The organism is Blautia sp. AM47-4 (assembly GCF_003479865.1).
Taxonomy (GTDB): Bacteria; Bacillota; Clostridia; order Lachnospirales; family Lachnospiraceae; genus Fusicatenibacter; species Fusicatenibacter saccharivorans.
In genome coordinates this window covers 215,634-233,083 of the sequence record NZ_QUHY01000002.1, presented here as the reverse complement: position 1 = coordinate 233,083, position 17,450 = coordinate 215,634, and the positions used below count along the sequence as shown (strand labels likewise).

Genomic DNA, 17,450 nt, shown 5'->3' with positions numbered 1-17,450 from the left:
GGAACAGAGCAGCCGCCTGGATGAAACCGACATCCCAAGCGGCTGTTCTTTTTGTCAGGGGAGATGGGAAGATGAATGAATTGACGATTTCGCTGGATCCGCATCGGAAGACACCGCTCTATGAGCAGATCTACGGTTTTATCCGCGAGGAAATCCGCGGCGGACGGATCCGTGCAGGGGAGCGGCTGCCGTCGGCGCGGGCGCTTTCGGGCTATCTGTCGGTGAGCCGGAGTACCGTGGATCTGGCGTATGAGCAGCTGGTATCCGAAGGGTATCTGGAGAGTGTGCCGTGCAAAGGCTACTTTGTCTGTGAGATTGAGGGGCTGTACCGCCTCGATGAAAAGAAAGAGGAGACAAAAGAGGATGATACCGCGGAACAGATGCCGTTCCGCTACGATTTTGCCGTGACCGGTACGGCGCCGGGCGGATTTCCGCAGAACAGCTGGAAGAAGATCTCGAAAGAAGTCCTGCTGGACGCAGATGACAGCCTGTTCCAGCTCGGGGATGCGAAGGGCGAGCACGGTCTTCGGGAGGCAATCCGCGACTATCTGCACCACGCACGCGGCGTGAACTGCCGCACGGAGCAGATCATCGTCGGAGCGGGAAATGATTATCTGCTGATGCTGCTTTCGGTGATCTTAGGGCGTGGCCATAAAGTGGCGATGGAAAATCCGACCTACATCAGTGCCTACCGCTGTTTTGCGAAGCTCGGCTATGCGATGTGTACGATTTCGATGGACGAAGCGGGCATGCGGCCGGCGGAGCTGGAAAAAAGCGGGGCGGATCTGGCGTACATCATGCCGTCGCACCAGTTCCCGATGGGCATGGTCATGCCGATGAAGCGGCGGATGCAGCTCCTTGTGTGGGCATCGAGGGAAAATGGGCGGTATCTGATTGAGGATGATTACGACAGTGAATTCCGCTACAAGGGCCGCCCGATCCCGGCACTGCAGGGCAATGACACAGAGGGAAAAGTGATCTATCTTGGAACGTTTTCGCGGGCGATTGCGCCGTCCATCCGCATCAGCTACATGGTGCTGCCGGAGACGCTGCTGCCTGCCTACGAGGAGAACGGAAGATGCTTTTCCGCGACAGTTTCGAAGACGGACCAGAAGATTCTGGAAGGGTTTATGCGGAGCGGCGCGTTCGAGCGCCATCTGAACCGGATGCGTGCACAGTATAAAGGGAAACACGACCTGCTGATCCGGCTTCTGAAGGAGTTTGGGCGGGAGTACACGGTGTCCGGCGAGAATGCGGGCGTCCATGTGCTGGTCCACCTGCCGAGAGGACTCTCCGAAGCGGAGGCGGTGCAGCGGGCAAAAGAGGATGGCGTGCGCGTGTACGGGCTGGAACGGTACTGCATCGGCGCTGCCGCAGATCCCGCACAGGGCGGCACAGTGCTGCTTGGGTACGCCGGGCTTTCTGAGGAGGAGATTGCAGAGGCAGCTGCGATTCTGAAAAAGTGCTGGAATGCGTGAAAAAAGATATGAAAAAAACGGATTGCTTCGTCAGTAACAAAAACTGACGGAACAATCCGTTTTTACTGTTTGATAGAGAGTTACAATGCGGACAGGATCAGCAGCCCAGCTCTTCGGTCAGCTCGCAGATCTCATCGATGATCGATCCAATCGTCTCGATCGTATCGAGAAGCGGTGCATCCGTCGAGATATCAACGCCGGCCATTTTTGCCAGCTCTTCCGGTGTCTTCGTGCTTCCGGCGGTCAGTACCTTTTTCCAGTCATCGACAGCGGTCTGGCCTTCGGTTTCGATGCGCCTGCAGACCTGTGTGGCAACGGTCAGTCCGGCGCTGTAGGTGTAGGAGTAAAGTCCCATATAGTAATGCGGCTGGCGCATCCAGGTGAGCGCTGCGTCATCGGAAATTTCCACATCATCGCCCCAGAACTTCTGCAGGGTCTCTTTCATAATGCTGCTTAACGTCTCAGCCTGTACGCTGTCGCCGGCATCGATGAGCTTGTAAACCTCGCGCTGGTAAGCAGCCTCCATCAGATGGGTGACGAAGTTATGATAATATGTGTTGCTGATCATACAGCTTAAAACCCAGCGGCGGAACCGTTTGTCCGGGGTCGTTTTCAGCAGATAATGAGCCATAAGAAGCTCGTTCATGGTAGACGGCGCCTCGACAAAATAAGAGGAAACCTCGGTATCGAGAATCGCCTGTGCGCCGTTGCAGAGACGGAAATGGCCGGCGTGGCCGAGTTCATGCGCCAGCGTGAAAACATCTGCCATGCGGTTATTCCAGCTTAAGAGAATAAAGGAACCTTTTCCGTACGGGCTGGCACAGAAGCCGCCGGTGGATTTTCCCTGGTTCTGTGCAAAGTCAACCCAGCGTTTTTTGTATGCCTCCTGAATCATGGAAACGTAATCATCACCGAGAATGGCAAGGCCTTTTTCGATGTACTGTTTTGATTCCTCGATCGTGACAGACGGATCGTACTCCGGGTCGACGGCGATTTTCAGATCGGCGAAGGTCATGCGGTCAAGGTTGTGAACCTTTTTCAGCAGGCGGGCATATTTGCGCATATGCGGAGCCAGGCGGGTGGTGATGAGATCGATCTGGCGGTTGTACAGCTCACGGCTGACCTGCTGCGGGAACAGCAGAGAATCGATGACGGAATTGAAGCCGCGCAGCGTGGCCATGGTCTTTTCTGTCTGCAGCTGGGCATTGTAAGCAGCTGCCGTTACATTTTCGTACTGTCTGATTTTTGCAGAAAAGGCGGAGAATGCACTGCGGCGGATATCGGTGTCTTTTTCGTATTCGTAATTATCTTCAAACAGGGAGTAGCCGAGCGGATATTCTTTTCCGTTTACGGTGAAAGAATCAAATTTCATATCGGCAAGCTTTGCCATGTTGTAGATCTGGTACGGAGCAGAGAAGGTCTGGGACAGAGCGGAAATGGCACGCTCGGTTTCCGGGCTCAGGCGGTGTGCCTTGTTGCGGAGAATCTCGGCGAGATAGCAGCGGTTCGTATCTGACTGCTGCATGGCCTCGTTCAAAACATCCTCGGACTGTTCGGAAAGCTCGCTCTCGATAAAGGTGAGACGGCTGAAAATCTCAGAGATCAGGCTGTTGATGCGGTCGTTGCGCGTCTGGTTTGCACTGTTGTAATAGTCGACAGAGACGGCGAGATCGCAGTAGTTGGCGGTCAGTGTGATCAGACGGTAGACCTCCTGGTAATCGTCGAGGCAGTGGTTGATCGTGGCTGCATCGGTGAGGTTTCCTTTGTAGGATGCTTCCATAGAAAGACTTAATTCTTTCATTTTCTGCGCATCAGCCAGCATGGCCTCCTCGGTTGGATAAATTAAAGACAGGTCCCAGGTAAGTTCTACAGGAACGTCATCGCGTTTTGCAAGTTCCATAACAATCTCCTTTCCATAAAAAAGGGGAGGTTTCCCTCCCCAGGAATTACTTCCTTATGTTTCTATATTCTGTTTTTGGGTTTTATTCTGTGGTTACTTCGCTTTCTTCCTGTGGAGAAACTTCACGATCCGCACAGCTTTCTTTTTCAGCGTCTTCTTCTTCGGACTCTGCGGTTTCGCTTTCAGCTTCTGTATCAGCTGTTTCGGAACCTTTATTGCAAGCTGCAGATTCCGGATCCGGTGCAGCATCCTCCGCACCTTTCGTTTTCGGAAGGGTCGTATAAGTACGTTCAGCAGGAGCAGGCTCTTCCTCTTCAAATTCGTCTTTAAAATCGTCAAAATCTGTTTCAAGATCTGCTTTTCCTTTCCGGATAAAATAGACTGCCGCACCGCAGGCTGCGCCGACAGCGGCAGAAGCCAGAGTAAGCAGAATACGTTTTGATTTTCGTGACATCTCGATTCAAGTCTCCTTTCAAATGCCGTCCTTTGAAACTATTGTAATACAGTTTCAACAAAAAAGAAAGTAAAATCTTACAGAATTCGGAAAAAGTGCCAAAGAAAACAAGAAAAAGAAGGTTTCCTGACACAGAAACAGAATCAGGCAAGGATAAACTTACGAAGAATCTCCGCCACGCCGCTGTGATTGCAGTCGTTTTCCGTGATATAATCGGCACTCGCCTTTACGGCATCGGTCGCATTTTTCATGGCGGCACCGACGGCAGCTGCCTCGATCATCGAAATATCATTTTCCTGATCTCCGGCAGCCACGGTGTTGGCAAGCGGAATCTGAAGAAGCTCGCAGAGTTTTTTCACGGCATGGCCCTTGGAAACGTGTTCCGGGACATGCTCGAGGTAATGCGGGCTGGAGTAGAACATCGAAATTTTTCCTTTTGCCCACGGCTCCATGGCAGCGCGGTAAGCGTCCATTTTTGTACGGTCGTGGAGATCAATCACGATCATCTTGCATGGTTCCTCGGCGAGGTGTTCCGGCAGAAGCGGATCTTCCACGACGGGAATGTGGATTGCCTGTGTGTAAACGCGCGTTTCCTCGCCTGCATGGCGGCAGAGAAGGGAGGTGTCGGAGTAGGTGTGGCAGTAGAGGCCTGCCTCCTGCGTTTTTTCAAAGATCACGCGTGCATATTCGAGCGGAATCGTGCGGCGGTACAGCGTTTTCTTTGCAGCACAGTCGTAAATCAGTCCGCCGTTGAAAGCGATGGCATAGCAGCCTTCGCGGTCAAGTCCGAGCTCTTTTAAGATCGGCAGAAAGCCGGAGAGCGGGCGGCCGGTGTTGAACACAATTTTGTGGCCGGCAGCAAGTGCCTCTGAAATGGCATCCATGTTTTCTTTTGTCACCTGCTTTTCGGAATTCAGCAGGGTATCATCCATATCGGTAAAAAATATTTTCACAGTCTGATTCATATTCTCTTTTTTTCCTTTCCAAGAATCTGAAAAACAGTTTCATTTTAGCATAAAGTGCCGGAAAAGAAAATATGGTTGCGCAGGGAAAAAATACAGGATATAATGATTGCGGACAAGAAGAGAGAGAAGAAAGAAAATCGAAGAACAAAAGAGACAAAGAAGGGAAGTCAGAATATGATAAAAGCTTGTATCTTTGACCTGGACGGTACCATCGCAGACACTGTAGAGTCGATTGCGCACGCAGTCAACCGCGTTCTGGAACATTTTGGACTTGTGCCGCGCCCGGTAGAAGCCTTCAACTTTTACGCCGGAGACGGTTTCGATCTGGCAGTGGAGCGCGCTTTAAAAGACGCCGGAGATGCAGAGCTCAACTATCTGCAGGAGGGCATCCGCCTTGGCCGCGCGTGGTTCAACGAGGACCCGCTGTATCACGTAAAACCGTATCCTAATATGCGGGAAACCCTGACCGCGCTGCGGGAAGAAGTTCCGATTGCCGTATGTTCCAACAAGCCGCACGAGGCGGCCATCCACGTCGTGGAGAGCGTGTACGGACCGGGCTTTTTCAACCGGATTCAGGGGCAGACCGCAGAAATCCCGAGAAAGCCGTCTCCGATCGGTGCGCTCGCGATTGCAGACGCACTCGGCGCCAGACCGGAAGAGTGCCTGTACTTTGGCGATACCAATACGGATATGCAGACCGGAAACGCCGCAGGCATGTTTACCGTTGGTGTGACGTGGGGATTCCGCCCGCGCCAGGAGCTGATCGACAACCATGCGATGGAGCTGCTCGACCGGCCGGAGGAAATCTTAACGCTTTTTCACAGAAAGAATCAGGAAAAATAAAACGAACAGAGGAGAAAACCAGAATGGGAGAATATACTGAAGAATGCATCAACACATTTTTAATGAATCAGGGCCAGTTATTCGACGAGCCGGTGGCTGAAAATTACGATGAGGCAGAGGCCTTTCTGGAGGACTGCCTTGCAGTCGTTGCCGACAATCTGGACGACGTGCGCGCCTACATGGAAGAAGAGGGCATGGACGTGGAAGAAATGTCGGATGCAGAATTAGAAGAGCAGAGCGAAGTCTTTGCCCTGCCGGACGGACAGTATCTGATCGTGATGGGATAAAAAACGAGAGGAAATTAAAAAAGAATGAAATATGATGTCATTATTATCGGCGCAGGCCCGTCAGGTATTTTCTGTGCCTATGAACTGCTGAAAGAAAAACCGGATCTGAAGGTGCTGATGATCGAAAAAGGACGTTCGATCGAGAGCCGTCAGTGTCCAAAGAGAAAAACGAAAAAATGCGTGAACTGCAAACCGTGCTCGATCACAACGGGATTTGCCGGAGCAGGCGCATTTTCCGACGGAAAGCTTTCTCTTTCCCCGGATGTCGGTGGAAATCTGCCGGAGATTTTAGGATATGAAAAGACGGTTGAGCTGATCCATGAGTCCGACCAGATCTATCTGGATTTCGGCGCAGACAAGAATGTTTACGGTGTCGATAAAGAAAAAGAGATCCGTGAGATCCGCCGCAGAGCGATCAACGCCAACCTGAAGCTGATCGAATGTCCAATCCGCCATCTCGGAACTGAGGAGGGCTACAAGATTTACAGCCGCCTCGAGGATCACTTAAAAGAGATCGGCGTGGAAATGAAATTCAACACGATGGTCAATGATATTACGATCAAGGACGGCCGTGCGACAGCTGTAACACTTGAGGACGGAACGGTTTACGAGGCAGATGAGATTGTCTCCGCAGTAGGTCGCGAGGGAGCCGACTGGTTCTCACATATCTGCAACGGCCACGGCATCGAGACCGAGGTCGGAACCGTCGATATCGGTGTCCGCGTGGAAGTCCGCGACGAGGTCATGGAGTTCCTGAACAAGAACCTGTACGAGGCAAAACTCGTTTACTATACCCCGACTTTTGACGACAAAGTGCGTACCTTCTGTACGAACCCGTCCGGTGAGGTGGCAACTGAGTATTATGAAAACGGTCTGGCAGTTGTAAACGGTCACGCCTACAAATCCCAGGAGTTCAAGACAAACAACACGAACTTTGCCCTCCTGGTATCCAAGAACTTTACGAAACCATTTAAAACCCCGATCGAGTACGGCAAACAGATCGCACAGCTTTCCAACATGCTCTGCGACGGCAAGATCCTCGTTCAGACGTACGGCGATTTCAAACGCGGAAGAAGAACGACAGAAGAGCGTCTCTGCCGCAATAACCTGATCCCGACCTTAAAAGATGCCGTTCCGGGCGACCTTTCCCTGGTATTCCCGCACCGTATCATGGTCGACATTGCCGAGATGATCGAAGCCCTCGACAAAGTAACACCGGGTATCGCCAGCGATGAGACACTGCTGTACGGCGTAGAAGTCAAATTCTATTCCAACAAAGTTGTCGTAGACAAAGACTTCTGCACCAGCGTTAAAGGCCTCCGCGCCATCGGCGACGGCGCATCCGTAACCCGCGGCCTCCAGCAGGCAAGCGCAAACGGACTGTCGGTTGCGAGAAGCATTCTGAAAAGCATGAAATAAGAGAGAACGAAAAAAGATCCTTCGTCTGTGAAATGAGACGGAGGATCTTTTTTTGTGCCGGAAAGAGGGGGGTTTCAGATTATATGCCGTACAGCTTCCGGAACTGCTTCGGCGTTGTCCCGGCCTGCTGGCGGAAAACCGAGATAAAGTAGCTGACATCGCGGTAGCCGCAGAGGGAGGCGATGCCGTCGAGCGTAGTGTAGGGACGGCTGATGAGAAGCTCCTTGGCGCGGCTGATGCGCAGAACGCTGATGTACGAGCGGACAGAGCTGCCGACAAAACGCTGGAACAGGCGTGTCAGATACTGCGGCGTGATATGGAGCTGTTCCGCGAGATCATCCACATTGAGCGGGTCGGAAAGACGACTTTCGATTTCCTGCATTGCCGGGCGGACATACTGGAGATACAGAGGGTGCTCCGTCCGGGAAAGGCCGGTGCGAAGCTGGGAAAGGCGTGTCAGGAACTCAAAGCATCCGACGGAGAGCGCAGCATCGTCGATGTCATTTTTCAGAAAATGTGAGTCGATTATGCGGTCAATCCATTCCTGAAACCACGCGCCCTCTGAGGCCGGAACGAAAAGATATGGCGAGACGGCACAGATTTTATAGAGATCATCGGAGAGCTTTCCGTCAAATGTCAGAAAGGATGTAAACCACATCCCGCTGCCGTCGTTTTCGCGGTATTCATGCGGCACATGCGGAGCAATCAGAACACCGTCATCTGGTTTCAGCAAAAGTTCCTGGCCTTCGAGGGTCAGCAGCCCTTCGCCGCGTTCCGTCTGAATCCAGTGATATAAGGGGAATCCGTTCGGGCGCACAACGGGCTCCTGCAGCCAGCGGTTGCCGATGCTGTCAGCGGAGAGGGAAAAATCAGAGGCGGATGGTTTAAAGAAAATAGGCATAACAGTCAGTTCCTTTCTGAAAGAAAAGTCTAAAATAAGATTCCGGAATGAGTTTCGAAAATTCATACTTTTTAGACAAGCATATCATACTTTTCTGACAAAGACCAGTATATAATAGAGCCATCAAAACGAGATATCCAAACACAGGAGGAATCAAAAAAATGCAGCCAAAATTCAAAAAAATGTTATACGGAGGAGACTACAACCCAAACCAGTGGCCAAAAGAGATCTGGGATGAGGATATGAAACTTTTCCATCAGGCCGGCATCAACAGCACCACGATCAACGTATTTTCCTGGGCAAAAATCCAGCCGTCCGAGAATGAGTACGACTTTACAGAGCTCGATGAGATCGTAGACACCCTGACAAAAGAGGACGTTCAGATCGTCATGGCAACATCCACCGGCGCACTCCCGGCATGGATGGTACACCGTTATCCGGAAGTGGCAAGAACCGATTTCGAAGGACGCCATCACAAATTCGGTCATCGCCACAATGCCTGCCCGAACAGCCCGGTTTTCCAGAAATATGCAAAACGCCTGGCAGAAAAACTGGCAGAGCGTTACGGCGACAACAAAAACATCGTCTGCTGGCACATCAGCAATGAGTACGGCGGCGAGTGCTACTGCGAGAACTGTGCAAAAGCGTTCCGCGTATGGCTGAAAGACAAATACAAAACACTCGATGAAGTCAACAAGGCATGGAACATGGAGTTCTGGGGCCACACCATCTACGACTGGGACGAGATTGTACCGCCGAACGATCTGGGAGACGGAATGCCATGGGGAAGCGGCACTGCATTTGCAGGAATGTCCCTCGACTACATGCGTTTCAACTCCGACGGCATGCTGAACAACTACAAAATGGAGCGTGACGCGATCCGCAAATACGACAAAGAAACACCGATCACCACAAACCTGATGGGAACGTACAAAGGTCTCGACTACTTCAAGTGGGCAAAAGAAATGGATATCGTATCCTGGGACAACTACCCGAGCTACAATACACCATGGAGCCACGTAGCTATGACCCACGACCTGATGCGCGGCCTCAAAGACGCACCGTTCATGCTGATGGAGCAGACTCCGAGCCAGCAGAACTGGCAGCCGTACAACTCCTTAAAGAAACCGGGCCAGATGCGCGCACAGAGCTATCAGACCGTTGCACACGGCGCAGACACGATTCAGTTCTTCCAGCTGAGAAGAAGCGTCGGCGGATGCGAGAAATTCCATGGTGCTGTTATCGCACACGCAGGAACCGCAGATACCCGTGTCTTCCGTGAGGTAACCCAGCTCGGAAAAGAACTGGAGAAAATCGGAAGCCGTGTGATGGGCTCCGAGAACCACGCAAAAGTCGGCATCATCTTCGACTGGGAAAACTACTGGGCACTGGAGTACACCAGCGGACCGAACCGCGATTTACGTTACGTAGACCAGATCGAGCAGATGTACAATTACTTCTATAACAAGAACATCGCTGTCGATATGATCCCGATCGACGCGGACTTCTCCAAATATGACCTCGTTGCAGCACCGGTTCTCTACATGGTAAAAGACGGTGTGGCAGAGAGCCTGGAGGCTTATGTACAGGCAGGCGGAACCCTCATCACCACCTACATGAGCGGTATCGTCGGACAGTCGGACAACGTTCATCTCGGCGGATACCCGGGACCGCTCAGAAAAATGGCAGGCGTATGGGTAGAAGAGATCGACGCTCTTGCACCGGAGCAGAGAAACAAGATCCGTTTCGCAGACGGAACCGAGGAAGAGTGCCGTCTCGTATGTGACCTGATGCACCTCGAAGGAGCTGAAGAAATTGCACAGTATGAGAGCGATTTCTATGCAGGCATGACTGCTGTTGCAAAAAATCAGTTCGGAAAAGGAACCGTATATTATGTCGGAACCGACCTTTCTGAGAGCGGCCTTGCAAAAATTCTTGCTATGGCAGCAGACAGCGCAGCCATCCAGCCGGTGATTGGAGAAGCAACAGCACTCGAGATCACAAAACGCCAGGCAGACGGCGAGGATCTGTACTTTATCATCAACTTCAAAGATGAGGAGATTCCGCTTCCGGCAGTCTTCGACGGAAAAGAAGATATCCTGACCGGCGAGAAAGTACAGGGCGGCGAGATGCTGAAGAAATACGATCTGCGGATTGTCAGCGTTCCGAGAGCATAATATAAAACATATTGTATAGTAGAAAGATAACAAAAAAGACACAGCAGGAGGCAGAAAGATACTTCCAGCTGTGTCTTTTTGATGCTGTGAATTTATGCGGGTGCTTAGTGGGAAAACGAAGCCCGTGCGACGATATTCTCCATCTCGCCCCATTTCTCCTCCATATCCGCTACAAGCGCGATCTGTGTCCGCGCCCGTACGAGGTTGTGCTCCGGGTAAGCGGTTTTGAAGTAGGTATCGCCCATCAGGTAATCGGCGAGAAAACGGATGCCGCATTCGAGGGTCATTAATTTTGCACCCATCGGCAGCATTTCGACTTCCGCGCGGGTCAAAGAGCCTGCGCAGCCTGCGAGAAAGCCCTTTGTATAGCTCTCAAAGAGAGGAAGGGAAAGAGACACCTTCGAGACATCCTGTTCGTCCTCAGCGGCCGTATTCGCGCCGAAGCGGATCGAATCGCCGAAGTCAAAGATCGACAGTCCCGGCATAATGGTGTCTAGGTCGATGACGCAGATGCCCTCGCCGGTTTTGTCATCAATCATAATGTTGTTCAGCTTCGTATCGTTGTGCGTTACGCGGAGCGGCAGCTCGCCCGAGGCCTTCATGCGCTCGGCTACGCCGTAATCGTCTGCGTGGTCGAGGAAAAACGCCATCTCATCCGAAACGTTTTTCAGCCGTCCTTTCGGATCCGCCTGTACCGCCTGTAAAAGCGCCTGGTAGCGGAGCGGTGTGTTGTGGAAATCCGGGATCGTCTCGAAAAGAGAGGCGGACGGAAAATCGGAGAGCATCTGCTGGAAGCGGCCGAAAGCATTACCGGTCTCGTAAAACAGCTTTGGATCTGTCACGGCATCATAGCAGGACGCATCGGAAATAAAGAGAAATGCGCGCCAGAATTCTCCGCGCTCATCGACGAAAAACCAGGCATCGTCTGTCGTCGGAATCAGGTTCAGCGTCTCGCGGAATGGATCTCCTCCTGCGGCTGTGATTTTTTTCCGCAGAAATGATGTTACCTGTGCAATATTCTGCATCAGCTCCGTTGGATTGTGGAAAACGGTGCGGTTCATGCGCTGCAGAATCGATTTGCGGAGGACGCCGTTTTCGGTAGATCGCACCAGAAACGTATCGTTGATATGGCCGTTCCCGTGCGGCGTCCAGTCTGTAATCGTTCCCGGGAAAGCAAATGCGTGGACAATGGAAGAGAGTTCTTCCTGTGTGTATGTAATCATCATGGGTATAAACTCCTTATTTTAATTAGAAAAACCTGATTAAGTAAAGCACACGCAGGGCGAAAAGTCAAGAAAAGGGCGCGAAACGATTGACAACGAGCGGCATTTCCGACTATAATAGACAGTAATTTAAGAAAAAACAAAACCTAAAATGCAGTGACAGGGAGGAGTACCTGGCGGCGCAAAGCAAAGAGAGGAGATGGCTGGTGAGAATCTCCGTGAGCGTGCCTGCGGAAGTAGCCCTCGAGCAGTGGACTGAACAGAAAAAGCGGACAGCAATGTTTTCCAAGTAGGCTCCAACGTAGTTCCTACGTTACCGGGATGCCGTATCGGATGAAAAAAGTTAAATCCTGTACGGAATGAGCAGAAGTGTATTCTTCTGGAATTCAGGTGGTACCGTGGATGGAAACATTCTCCCTGAACGTAAGGCACAGAAAAGGTGTTTTATGTTCGGGGATTTTTTATGCAGTAAATTTAGAACAGGAGGTTTTCATATGAAACAGATTACAGGAAACAAACTTCTGGTAAAGGCTCTGAAGGAGGAGGGTGTCGAGTATCTCTTCGGTTATCCGGGAGCCTGCACCATTGACATCAGCGATGAGCTTTACAAACAGGATGAAATCAAAATCGTTCTGCCGCGCCACGAGCAGGCGCTGGTGCATGAGGCGGATGCCTATGCGAGAACGACAGGAAAAGTCGGCGTATGCCTCGTTACCAGTGGCCCTGGTGCAACCAACCTGGTCACCGGTCTTGCAACGGCAAACTACGACAGCGTTCCGCTTGTCTGCTTCACCGGACAGGTAGCCCGCCACCTCATCGGAAACGATGCATTCCAGGAGGTTGATATCGTCGGCATCACCCGCAGCATCACGAAATACGGCGTGACGGTAAGAAACCGTGAAGATCTCGGACGCATCATCAAAGAGGCATTCTACATCGCACGCACCGGAAAACCGGGCCCGGTTCTCATTGACCTTCCAAAAGATGTCATGGCAGAGTTCGGCAGCGCAGAGTATCCGAAAAACGTCAACATCCGCGGCTACAAACCGAACACCAGCGTTCATATCGGCCAGTTAAAACGTGCGTTAAAGATGCTTTCGAAAGCAAAACGCCCGCTGTTCCTTGCCGGCGGCGGCGTCAACATCGCACATGCGCAGGAAGTGTTCCGCGAAGTGGTCGAGAAAACACAGGTGCCGGTTGTCACAACCGTTATGGGACGCGGCGCGATCTCCACGAAACATCCGCTGTTCATCGGAAACCTTGGCATGCACGGCGCGTATGCGGCGAATATGGCAGTCAGCGAGTGCGATCTGCTGTTCTCGATCGGAACACGTTTCAATGACCGTATCACCGGAAAGCTGCATGAATTTGCCCCGCACGCGCAGATCGTCCACATCGACATAGACACCGCTTCGATCTCTCGAAACATCCATGTCGATATCCCGATCGTAGCCGATGCAAAAGAGGCGATCACGAAGATGGCAGAGTACGTAGAGCCATGCTCCACATCGAAATGGCTTGCCCAGATCGATGCCTGGAAGAACGAGCATCCGCTGACGATGCGCCAGAACGGCGTGATGGGACCGCTCGATATTTTCAACGCGATCAACGAGCAGTTTGACGATGCGATTATCGTCACCGACGTCGGACAGCACCAGATGCTGACAAGTCAGTACGTCGACATTACCGAAAACCGCCAGATCATCATGTCCGGCGGCCTTGGAACGATGGGATACGGCCTTCCGGGCGCGATCGGAGCAAAAATCGGCAACCCGGACAAACCGGTCATCGCGATTTCCGGTGACGGCGGTATGCAGATGAATATTCAGGAGCTGGCGACTGCCGTTCTCGAGGAGCTGCCGGTCATCCTGTGTATCTTCAATAATGAATACCTCGGCATGGTACGCCAGTGGCAGAAGCTGTTTTACGGCAAACGGTACAGCATGACAAACCTGCGCGCCGGTGCACTTTCCCGCAGAACAGACGGAGAAGAGTACCCGGAATACACGCCGAATTTTATCAAATTGGCTGAGAGTTACGGCGCAAAAGGAATCCGTGTCATGAAGAAAGAGGATATCGCGGCTGCGTTTGAAGAGGCGAAGAAAAACACCAAGACTCCGACAATCATCGAATTTATCATCGATCCGGAGGAGATGGTTTACCCGATGATCAAGCCGGGCGGAACGCTCGAAGATATGATTATGGACTGTTAGGAGGAGAGCGCGATGAATAAGGGAATGAAAAAAAGATGGATTTCACTGTACGTAGAAAACCAGGTTGGTGTCCTTTCCAAGATTTCCGGGCTTTTTTCCGCAAAAAGCTATAACTTGGACAGCCTGACCGTCGGAACGACCGAGGACCCGACCGTATCGCGTATGACGATCGCCACGGTCAGTGACGATGAGACGTTTGAGCAGATCAAAAAACAGCTGAACCGCATGGTCGAGGTCATCAAAGTCATCGACTTCACCGACGTGTTTGTGCGCATGAAAGAGATTCTGTATATCAAGGTATTCAACTGCAGCGCAGCTGACAAAGTCGAGCTGTTCCAGATCGCTGAGACGTTCAAGGCGAAGGTCATCGACTACGGAAAAGACAGCCTGCTGCTCGAGTTTGTCCAGACAGCGACGAAAAACGATGCAGTTGTGAAGCTGATGAAAGAGGAATTCGGCAAGATCGAAGTCGTGCGCGGCGGAAGCGTCGGTATCGAGTCGATCAATGTGATGGAGCGGTAAAAGAGAGGACGTTTTTGCGTGAACGAAAAGAGTATTACCACAATTACGTTAAAAAAGATTAATAAGAAAAGTGTGTATCAGTACATCTATGAGCACCGCCAGACGGCGAAGCAGCAGATTGTGCAGGATCTGACGATGGGGCTTTCGATGCACAGCGGAACGCTCGAGCATATCTGCATTGACCCGGAAGGGCCGGAGTGCTACTGCGCTTCTTTTTATTGAAGAGTTTCTGCAGTCGGAATTTTAATTTTTAATTATAGAATTTCAGGGATAGAAAATCCGGGAACGGAAAGTTTTACATTGCTTTCCATTCCCGGATTTTTTCTGCTTTTTATCAGTGTTCGTTTTTAGATAAACATCGCATAAATCGACGCTCCGACCACAGTCAGAATACCTGCAACTGCAATCGAAAGGCTGCTCATCGCGCCCTCGACATCGCCCATCTCCATGGCCTTCGCCGTACCGATCGCATGGGAGGCCGATCCGATACTGATGCCCTTTGCAATCGGCTCCTCAATGTGAAACAGCTTGCAGAGCGTCTCCGCCAGCATATTTCCCAGCACACCCGTGATGATGATAACGGCAACCGTGATCGTCACCGCACCGCCGAGCTCTTCCGAAACACCCATGCCGATGGCCGTTGTGATGGATTTCGGCAGCAGTGTTACATACATTTTATGATTCAGATTGAAGATCAGCGCCAGCGCGAGAACCACGGTAAGGCTCGTCAGCACGCCGGAGAGAATACCGGCGAGGATGGCTTTGATATTCTTTTTCAATGCCTCCATCTGCTCATACAGCGGAATCGCAAGGCAGACCGTTGCAGGAGTCAGCAGATAGCTCAAGTATTTTGCACCGTCATTATAATTCTGATAATCGATATCGAAAACAGCAAGGAATACAATGACGACTGCAATGGAAATCAGCAGCGGATTGAAAATCGGAAGCCCAAATTTTTTCTTTAACAGCATGCCGAGCTCATACGCCAGAAGGCTGATGACAACGCCGAAAAATGCAGATTCACAGAGCATATTTGTCATTTTGCGTCCCCTCCTTTGTGTTTCTTTTCCAGCCGGATGACCGCCTGTGTCACGCGTCCGGACACAATCATAACGACGATGGTGCTGACGAGCGTAATCACGAGAACCGGAACGAGAACGGCTTTTAATTCACCCCAGGATTCCATCAGGCCGACGCCCGCCGGAATGAACATGACCGGCATGATCTCAATCATAAACTTGCCTGCGTCCTCGACGGTATCAAGTTTTAATGCCCCCGTCATCAGAAGCGCCAGCATCAGCACAAGGCCGTAGATACTTGCCGGAATCGGAAGCGGCAGCACGGCGTGCAGGATTTCTCCGACGAACGAAACCGCCATAATTACAAGGAACTGTCTTAATAATTTCACTTTTTCTGTTGTCCTTTCTCCCCATAACCCACATAACATCACTCCTTCTCAATGTCACGACCCCGATTATACTACCCGCGTAAAAGAATTTCAACCGTAAATGTTACTGCAATTTTGGCTATTTTTGCCAAAAAAAGCAAAAAAATGCCCGCCAATCAAACGAAAAAGTGAAATCGGTGGGCATTTTAACATAATTTTTTGAGTTGATCCGATACGGAACTTTTTAAGCATTGCTTTCGGCATTTTTCCGATCCGGCAGAACGAAGATAAAGATCAGCGAACTGACAAGCAGCATGCCCGGATAGAAGAGGTTTGCCATGATTTCAAAGGCGGAGAGCTCATATCCCAGTTCATGCACCGCGGAAATCGCCACGAGCATCTGCGCGCCGTACGGCAGGATGCCCTGTGAGATGCAGGAGAAGGTATCGAGGAGCGATGCCGTTTTCCGTGGGGTGATGCCGTAGTCCTCGGACATCTGCTTTGCGATCGGGTTTGCCATGACGATCGCGACGGTGTTGTTTGCGGTCGCAATGTCGAGCAGCGCGACGAGAATGCCGACACCGAGCTGGCCGCCCTTTTTTCCGCGGAAGATTTTGTGAATGGCACGAAGCAGGACAGTAAAGCCGCCGTTTTCCCGGATCAGCGCGCACATCGCAGCGACGAGAATCGCAACCATACATGTCTCAAACATACCCGAAGTGCCGCTTCCCATGCTGGAGAGCATATCCAAGAGCGTCGTCTGTCCCGTACCGAGCATGATAACGGCACCGGAAGCAATACCGATAAGGAGTACGACAAACACCTGAATGCCCGCGATGCCGCCGATCAGCACGAGCAGGTACGGAACCATCTGCAGCAGATGGTATTCGTGGACGATCGGTGTGCCCGGCGCCTGTCGGAAGGAGATTACAAGGATCAGCGCCAGCGCGGCAAGAGCAGCCGGGAGAGCGATCCAGAAGTTTTCGCGGAACTTGTCTTTCATCTCGCAGCCCTGTCCGTTGCAGGCGGCGATTGTCGTGTCGGAGATGAAGGAGAGGTTGTCGCCGAACATGGATCCGCCCATGACGGAGGCGACGCAGAGCGCCAGCGAAAAGCCGGAGGTCTCGGCAACAGCAGCGGCGATCGGCACGAGAAGCGTGATCGTTCCGACGGAGGTTCCCATGGCCGTGGAGACGAAGCAGGCAACGACAAAGAGCACAGCGACGGCATACTTTGCCGGAATCCAGGAGAGCATGAAATAGGCAACGCTCTCTGCACTGCTCCTTCCGACAACGCCGACAAACGTGCCTGCGGCGAGGAAGATCAGCAGCATTGTGATGATGTTTTTGTCCCCGATGCCCTGTCCCATGAGGGCGAGCTTTTCTTCAAACGGGACACTGCGGTTCTGCAGACAGGCGACGAGGATCGCTGTCAGAAACGAGACGACGATGGGGATGTTGTAGAAGCCCATCGGAATTTTTAAAATATACTCGGAATAAATGCCGAACCCCAGATAAAACACCAGAAAAACGGCGATCGGGAGCAGGGCGGATGGCTTTCCTTTTTTCATAGAAATAAATACCAGACCTTTCGTGTGATTTTCCTTATTTTTTAATAGGGCGAATAGAATTATTCTATCATCTGGATCAGAAATCGTAAAGTAAAAAAGCAGGAAAAAACA

General features: G+C 51.6%; 16 protein-coding genes and 1 other annotated feature. Of the genes, 8 read left to right on the top strand and 8 right to left on the bottom strand.

Annotated elements, in window-relative coordinates; all coding sequences use genetic code 11:
• Positions 1-71: 71 nt before the first annotated feature.
• Positions 72-1,478 (top strand): MocR-like pyridoxine biosynthesis transcription factor PdxR, encoded by a 1,407-nt coding sequence (pdxR, locus tag DW965_RS02490; protein WP_117760560.1) that lies wholly within the window; start codon positions 72-74, stop codon positions 1,476-1,478.
• Positions 1,479-1,575: 97 nt separating this feature from the next.
• On the opposite strand, the gene pepF is transcribed toward pdxR, so the two are convergent.
• From pepF to DW965_RS02475, 3 genes are all read right to left on the bottom strand, one after another.
• Positions 1,576-3,378 (bottom strand): oligoendopeptidase F, encoded by a 1,803-nt coding sequence (gene pepF, locus DW965_RS02485; protein WP_199607239.1) that lies wholly within the window; start codon positions 3,376-3,378, stop codon positions 1,576-1,578.
• 82 nt (positions 3,379-3,460) lie between these two features.
• Entirely contained in the window at positions 3,461-3,832 is a 372-nt protein-coding gene (locus tag DW965_RS02480) for a hypothetical protein (RefSeq protein WP_055267483.1), read from the bottom strand.
• Positions 3,833-3,975: 143 nt separating this feature from the next.
• Positions 3,976-4,797, bottom strand: a complete 822-nt coding sequence (locus tag DW965_RS02475) for a Cof-type HAD-IIB family hydrolase (protein WP_118697777.1) — start codon at positions 4,795-4,797, stop codon at positions 3,976-3,978.
• 174 nt (positions 4,798-4,971) lie between these two features.
• Between DW965_RS02475 and DW965_RS02470 the strand changes: the two genes are divergently transcribed.
• The 3 genes from DW965_RS02470 to DW965_RS02460 are packed head-to-tail and all read left to right on the top strand — an operon-like array spanning position 4,972 to position 7,346.
• A complete protein-coding gene (locus DW965_RS02470; protein WP_055221324.1) occupies positions 4,972-5,640 on the top strand; it encodes an HAD family hydrolase in 669 nt (222 codons plus the stop codon).
• A 23-nt stretch (positions 5,641-5,663) separates the two neighbouring features.
• A complete protein-coding gene (locus tag DW965_RS02465) occupies positions 5,664-5,927 on the top strand; it encodes a hypothetical protein (RefSeq protein WP_055221292.1) in 264 nt (87 codons plus the stop codon).
• Between the two features lie 24 nt (positions 5,928-5,951).
• Positions 5,952-7,346, top strand: a complete 1,395-nt coding sequence (locus DW965_RS02460) for an NAD(P)/FAD-dependent oxidoreductase (RefSeq protein WP_055267487.1) — start codon at positions 5,952-5,954, stop codon at positions 7,344-7,346.
• A 79-nt stretch (positions 7,347-7,425) separates the two neighbouring features.
• On the opposite strand, the gene DW965_RS02455 is transcribed toward DW965_RS02460, so the two are convergent.
• Complete coding sequence (locus DW965_RS02455) at positions 7,426-8,247, bottom strand: helix-turn-helix transcriptional regulator (RefSeq protein ID WP_118697776.1); 822 nt, start codon at positions 8,245-8,247, stop codon at positions 7,426-7,428.
• A 161-nt stretch (positions 8,248-8,408) separates the two neighbouring features.
• On the opposite strand from DW965_RS02455, the gene DW965_RS02450 reads away from it, so the two are divergent.
• Positions 8,409-10,424, top strand: a complete 2,016-nt coding sequence (locus tag DW965_RS02450) for a beta-galactosidase (RefSeq protein WP_118697775.1) — start codon at positions 8,409-8,411, stop codon at positions 10,422-10,424.
• A 104-nt stretch (positions 10,425-10,528) separates the two neighbouring features.
• On the opposite strand, the gene DW965_RS02445 is transcribed toward DW965_RS02450, so the two are convergent.
• A complete protein-coding gene (locus tag DW965_RS02445; protein ID WP_118595595.1) occupies positions 10,529-11,650 on the bottom strand; it encodes a phosphotransferase enzyme family protein in 1,122 nt (373 codons plus the stop codon).
• A 144-nt stretch (positions 11,651-11,794) separates the two neighbouring features.
• Positions 11,795-12,070 (top strand) — a binding site (T-box leader).
• 71 nt (positions 12,071-12,141) lie between these two features.
• On the opposite strand from DW965_RS02445, the gene ilvB reads away from it, so the two are divergent.
• From ilvB to DW965_RS19275, 3 genes are read left to right on the top strand one after another with little or no spacing between them, the layout of a single operon-like run.
• Positions 12,142-13,860 (top strand): biosynthetic-type acetolactate synthase large subunit, encoded by a 1,719-nt coding sequence (gene ilvB / locus DW965_RS02440; RefSeq protein WP_022463091.1) that lies wholly within the window; start codon positions 12,142-12,144, stop codon positions 13,858-13,860.
• Between the two features lie 12 nt (positions 13,861-13,872).
• A complete protein-coding gene (gene ilvN, locus DW965_RS02435; RefSeq protein WP_022463092.1) occupies positions 13,873-14,382 on the top strand; it encodes an acetolactate synthase small subunit in 510 nt (169 codons plus the stop codon).
• An 18-nt stretch (positions 14,383-14,400) separates the two neighbouring features.
• Positions 14,401-14,604, top strand: a complete 204-nt coding sequence (locus tag DW965_RS19275; protein WP_055227113.1) for a hypothetical protein — start codon at positions 14,401-14,403, stop codon at positions 14,602-14,604.
• A 125-nt stretch (positions 14,605-14,729) separates the two neighbouring features.
• Here DW965_RS19275 and DW965_RS02425 read toward each other — a convergent pair whose 3' ends face one another.
• The 3 genes from DW965_RS02425 to DW965_RS02415 all read right to left on the bottom strand — a co-directional run bounded on the left by DW965_RS02425 (position 14,730) and on the right by DW965_RS02415 (position 17,441).
• Positions 14,730-15,422, bottom strand: a complete 693-nt coding sequence (locus tag DW965_RS02425) for an LrgB family protein (protein WP_055267500.1) — start codon at positions 15,420-15,422, stop codon at positions 14,730-14,732.
• A complete protein-coding gene (locus DW965_RS02420) occupies positions 15,419-15,790 on the bottom strand; it encodes a CidA/LrgA family protein (RefSeq protein WP_117509759.1) in 372 nt (123 codons plus the stop codon). The genes DW965_RS02425 and DW965_RS02420 overlap by 4 nt, the downstream gene beginning before the upstream one ends.
• A gap of 223 nt (positions 15,791-16,013) precedes the next feature.
• The gene (locus tag DW965_RS02415; protein ID WP_330420818.1) at positions 16,014-17,441 is read right to left on the bottom strand and encodes a Na+/H+ antiporter NhaC family protein; all 1,428 of its coding nucleotides are present in this window, start codon (positions 17,439-17,441) and stop codon (positions 16,014-16,016) included.
• Between the last annotated feature and the right edge of the window lie 9 nt (positions 17,442-17,450).

What these genes read in the sequence shown, in the direction of transcription:
- DW965_RS02455 (WP_118697776.1), bottom strand. Translation starts at nt 8,247, where the DNA reads ATGCCTATTTTCTTTAAACCATCCGCCTCTGATTTTTCCCTCTCCGCT.
- pdxR (WP_117760560.1), top strand. Translation starts at nt 72, where the DNA reads ATGAATGAATTGACGATTTCGCTGGATCCGCATCGGAAGACACCGCTC.
- ilvN (WP_022463092.1), top strand. Translation starts at nt 13,873, where the DNA reads ATGAATAAGGGAATGAAAAAAAGATGGATTTCACTGTACGTAGAAAAC.
- DW965_RS02450 (WP_118697775.1), top strand. Translation starts at nt 8,409, where the DNA reads ATGCAGCCAAAATTCAAAAAAATGTTATACGGAGGAGACTACAACCCA.
- DW965_RS02425 (WP_055267500.1), bottom strand. Translation starts at nt 15,422, where the DNA reads ATGACAAATATGCTCTGTGAATCTGCATTTTTCGGCGTTGTCATCAGC.
- DW965_RS02480 (WP_055267483.1), bottom strand. Translation starts at nt 3,832, where the DNA reads ATGTCACGAAAATCAAAACGTATTCTGCTTACTCTGGCTTCTGCCGCT.
- ilvB (WP_022463091.1), top strand. Translation starts at nt 12,142, where the DNA reads ATGAAACAGATTACAGGAAACAAACTTCTGGTAAAGGCTCTGAAGGAG.
- pepF (WP_199607239.1), bottom strand. Translation starts at nt 3,378, where the DNA reads ATGGAACTTGCAAAACGCGATGACGTTCCTGTAGAACTTACCTGGGAC.
- DW965_RS02445 (WP_118595595.1), bottom strand. Translation starts at nt 11,650, where the DNA reads ATGATGATTACATACACACAGGAAGAACTCTCTTCCATTGTCCACGCA.
- DW965_RS02465 (WP_055221292.1), top strand. Translation starts at nt 5,664, where the DNA reads ATGGGAGAATATACTGAAGAATGCATCAACACATTTTTAATGAATCAG.
- DW965_RS02470 (WP_055221324.1), top strand. Translation starts at nt 4,972, where the DNA reads ATGATAAAAGCTTGTATCTTTGACCTGGACGGTACCATCGCAGACACT.
- DW965_RS02460 (WP_055267487.1), top strand. Translation starts at nt 5,952, where the DNA reads ATGAAATATGATGTCATTATTATCGGCGCAGGCCCGTCAGGTATTTTC.
- DW965_RS02475 (WP_118697777.1), bottom strand. Translation starts at nt 4,797, where the DNA reads ATGAATCAGACTGTGAAAATATTTTTTACCGATATGGATGATACCCTG.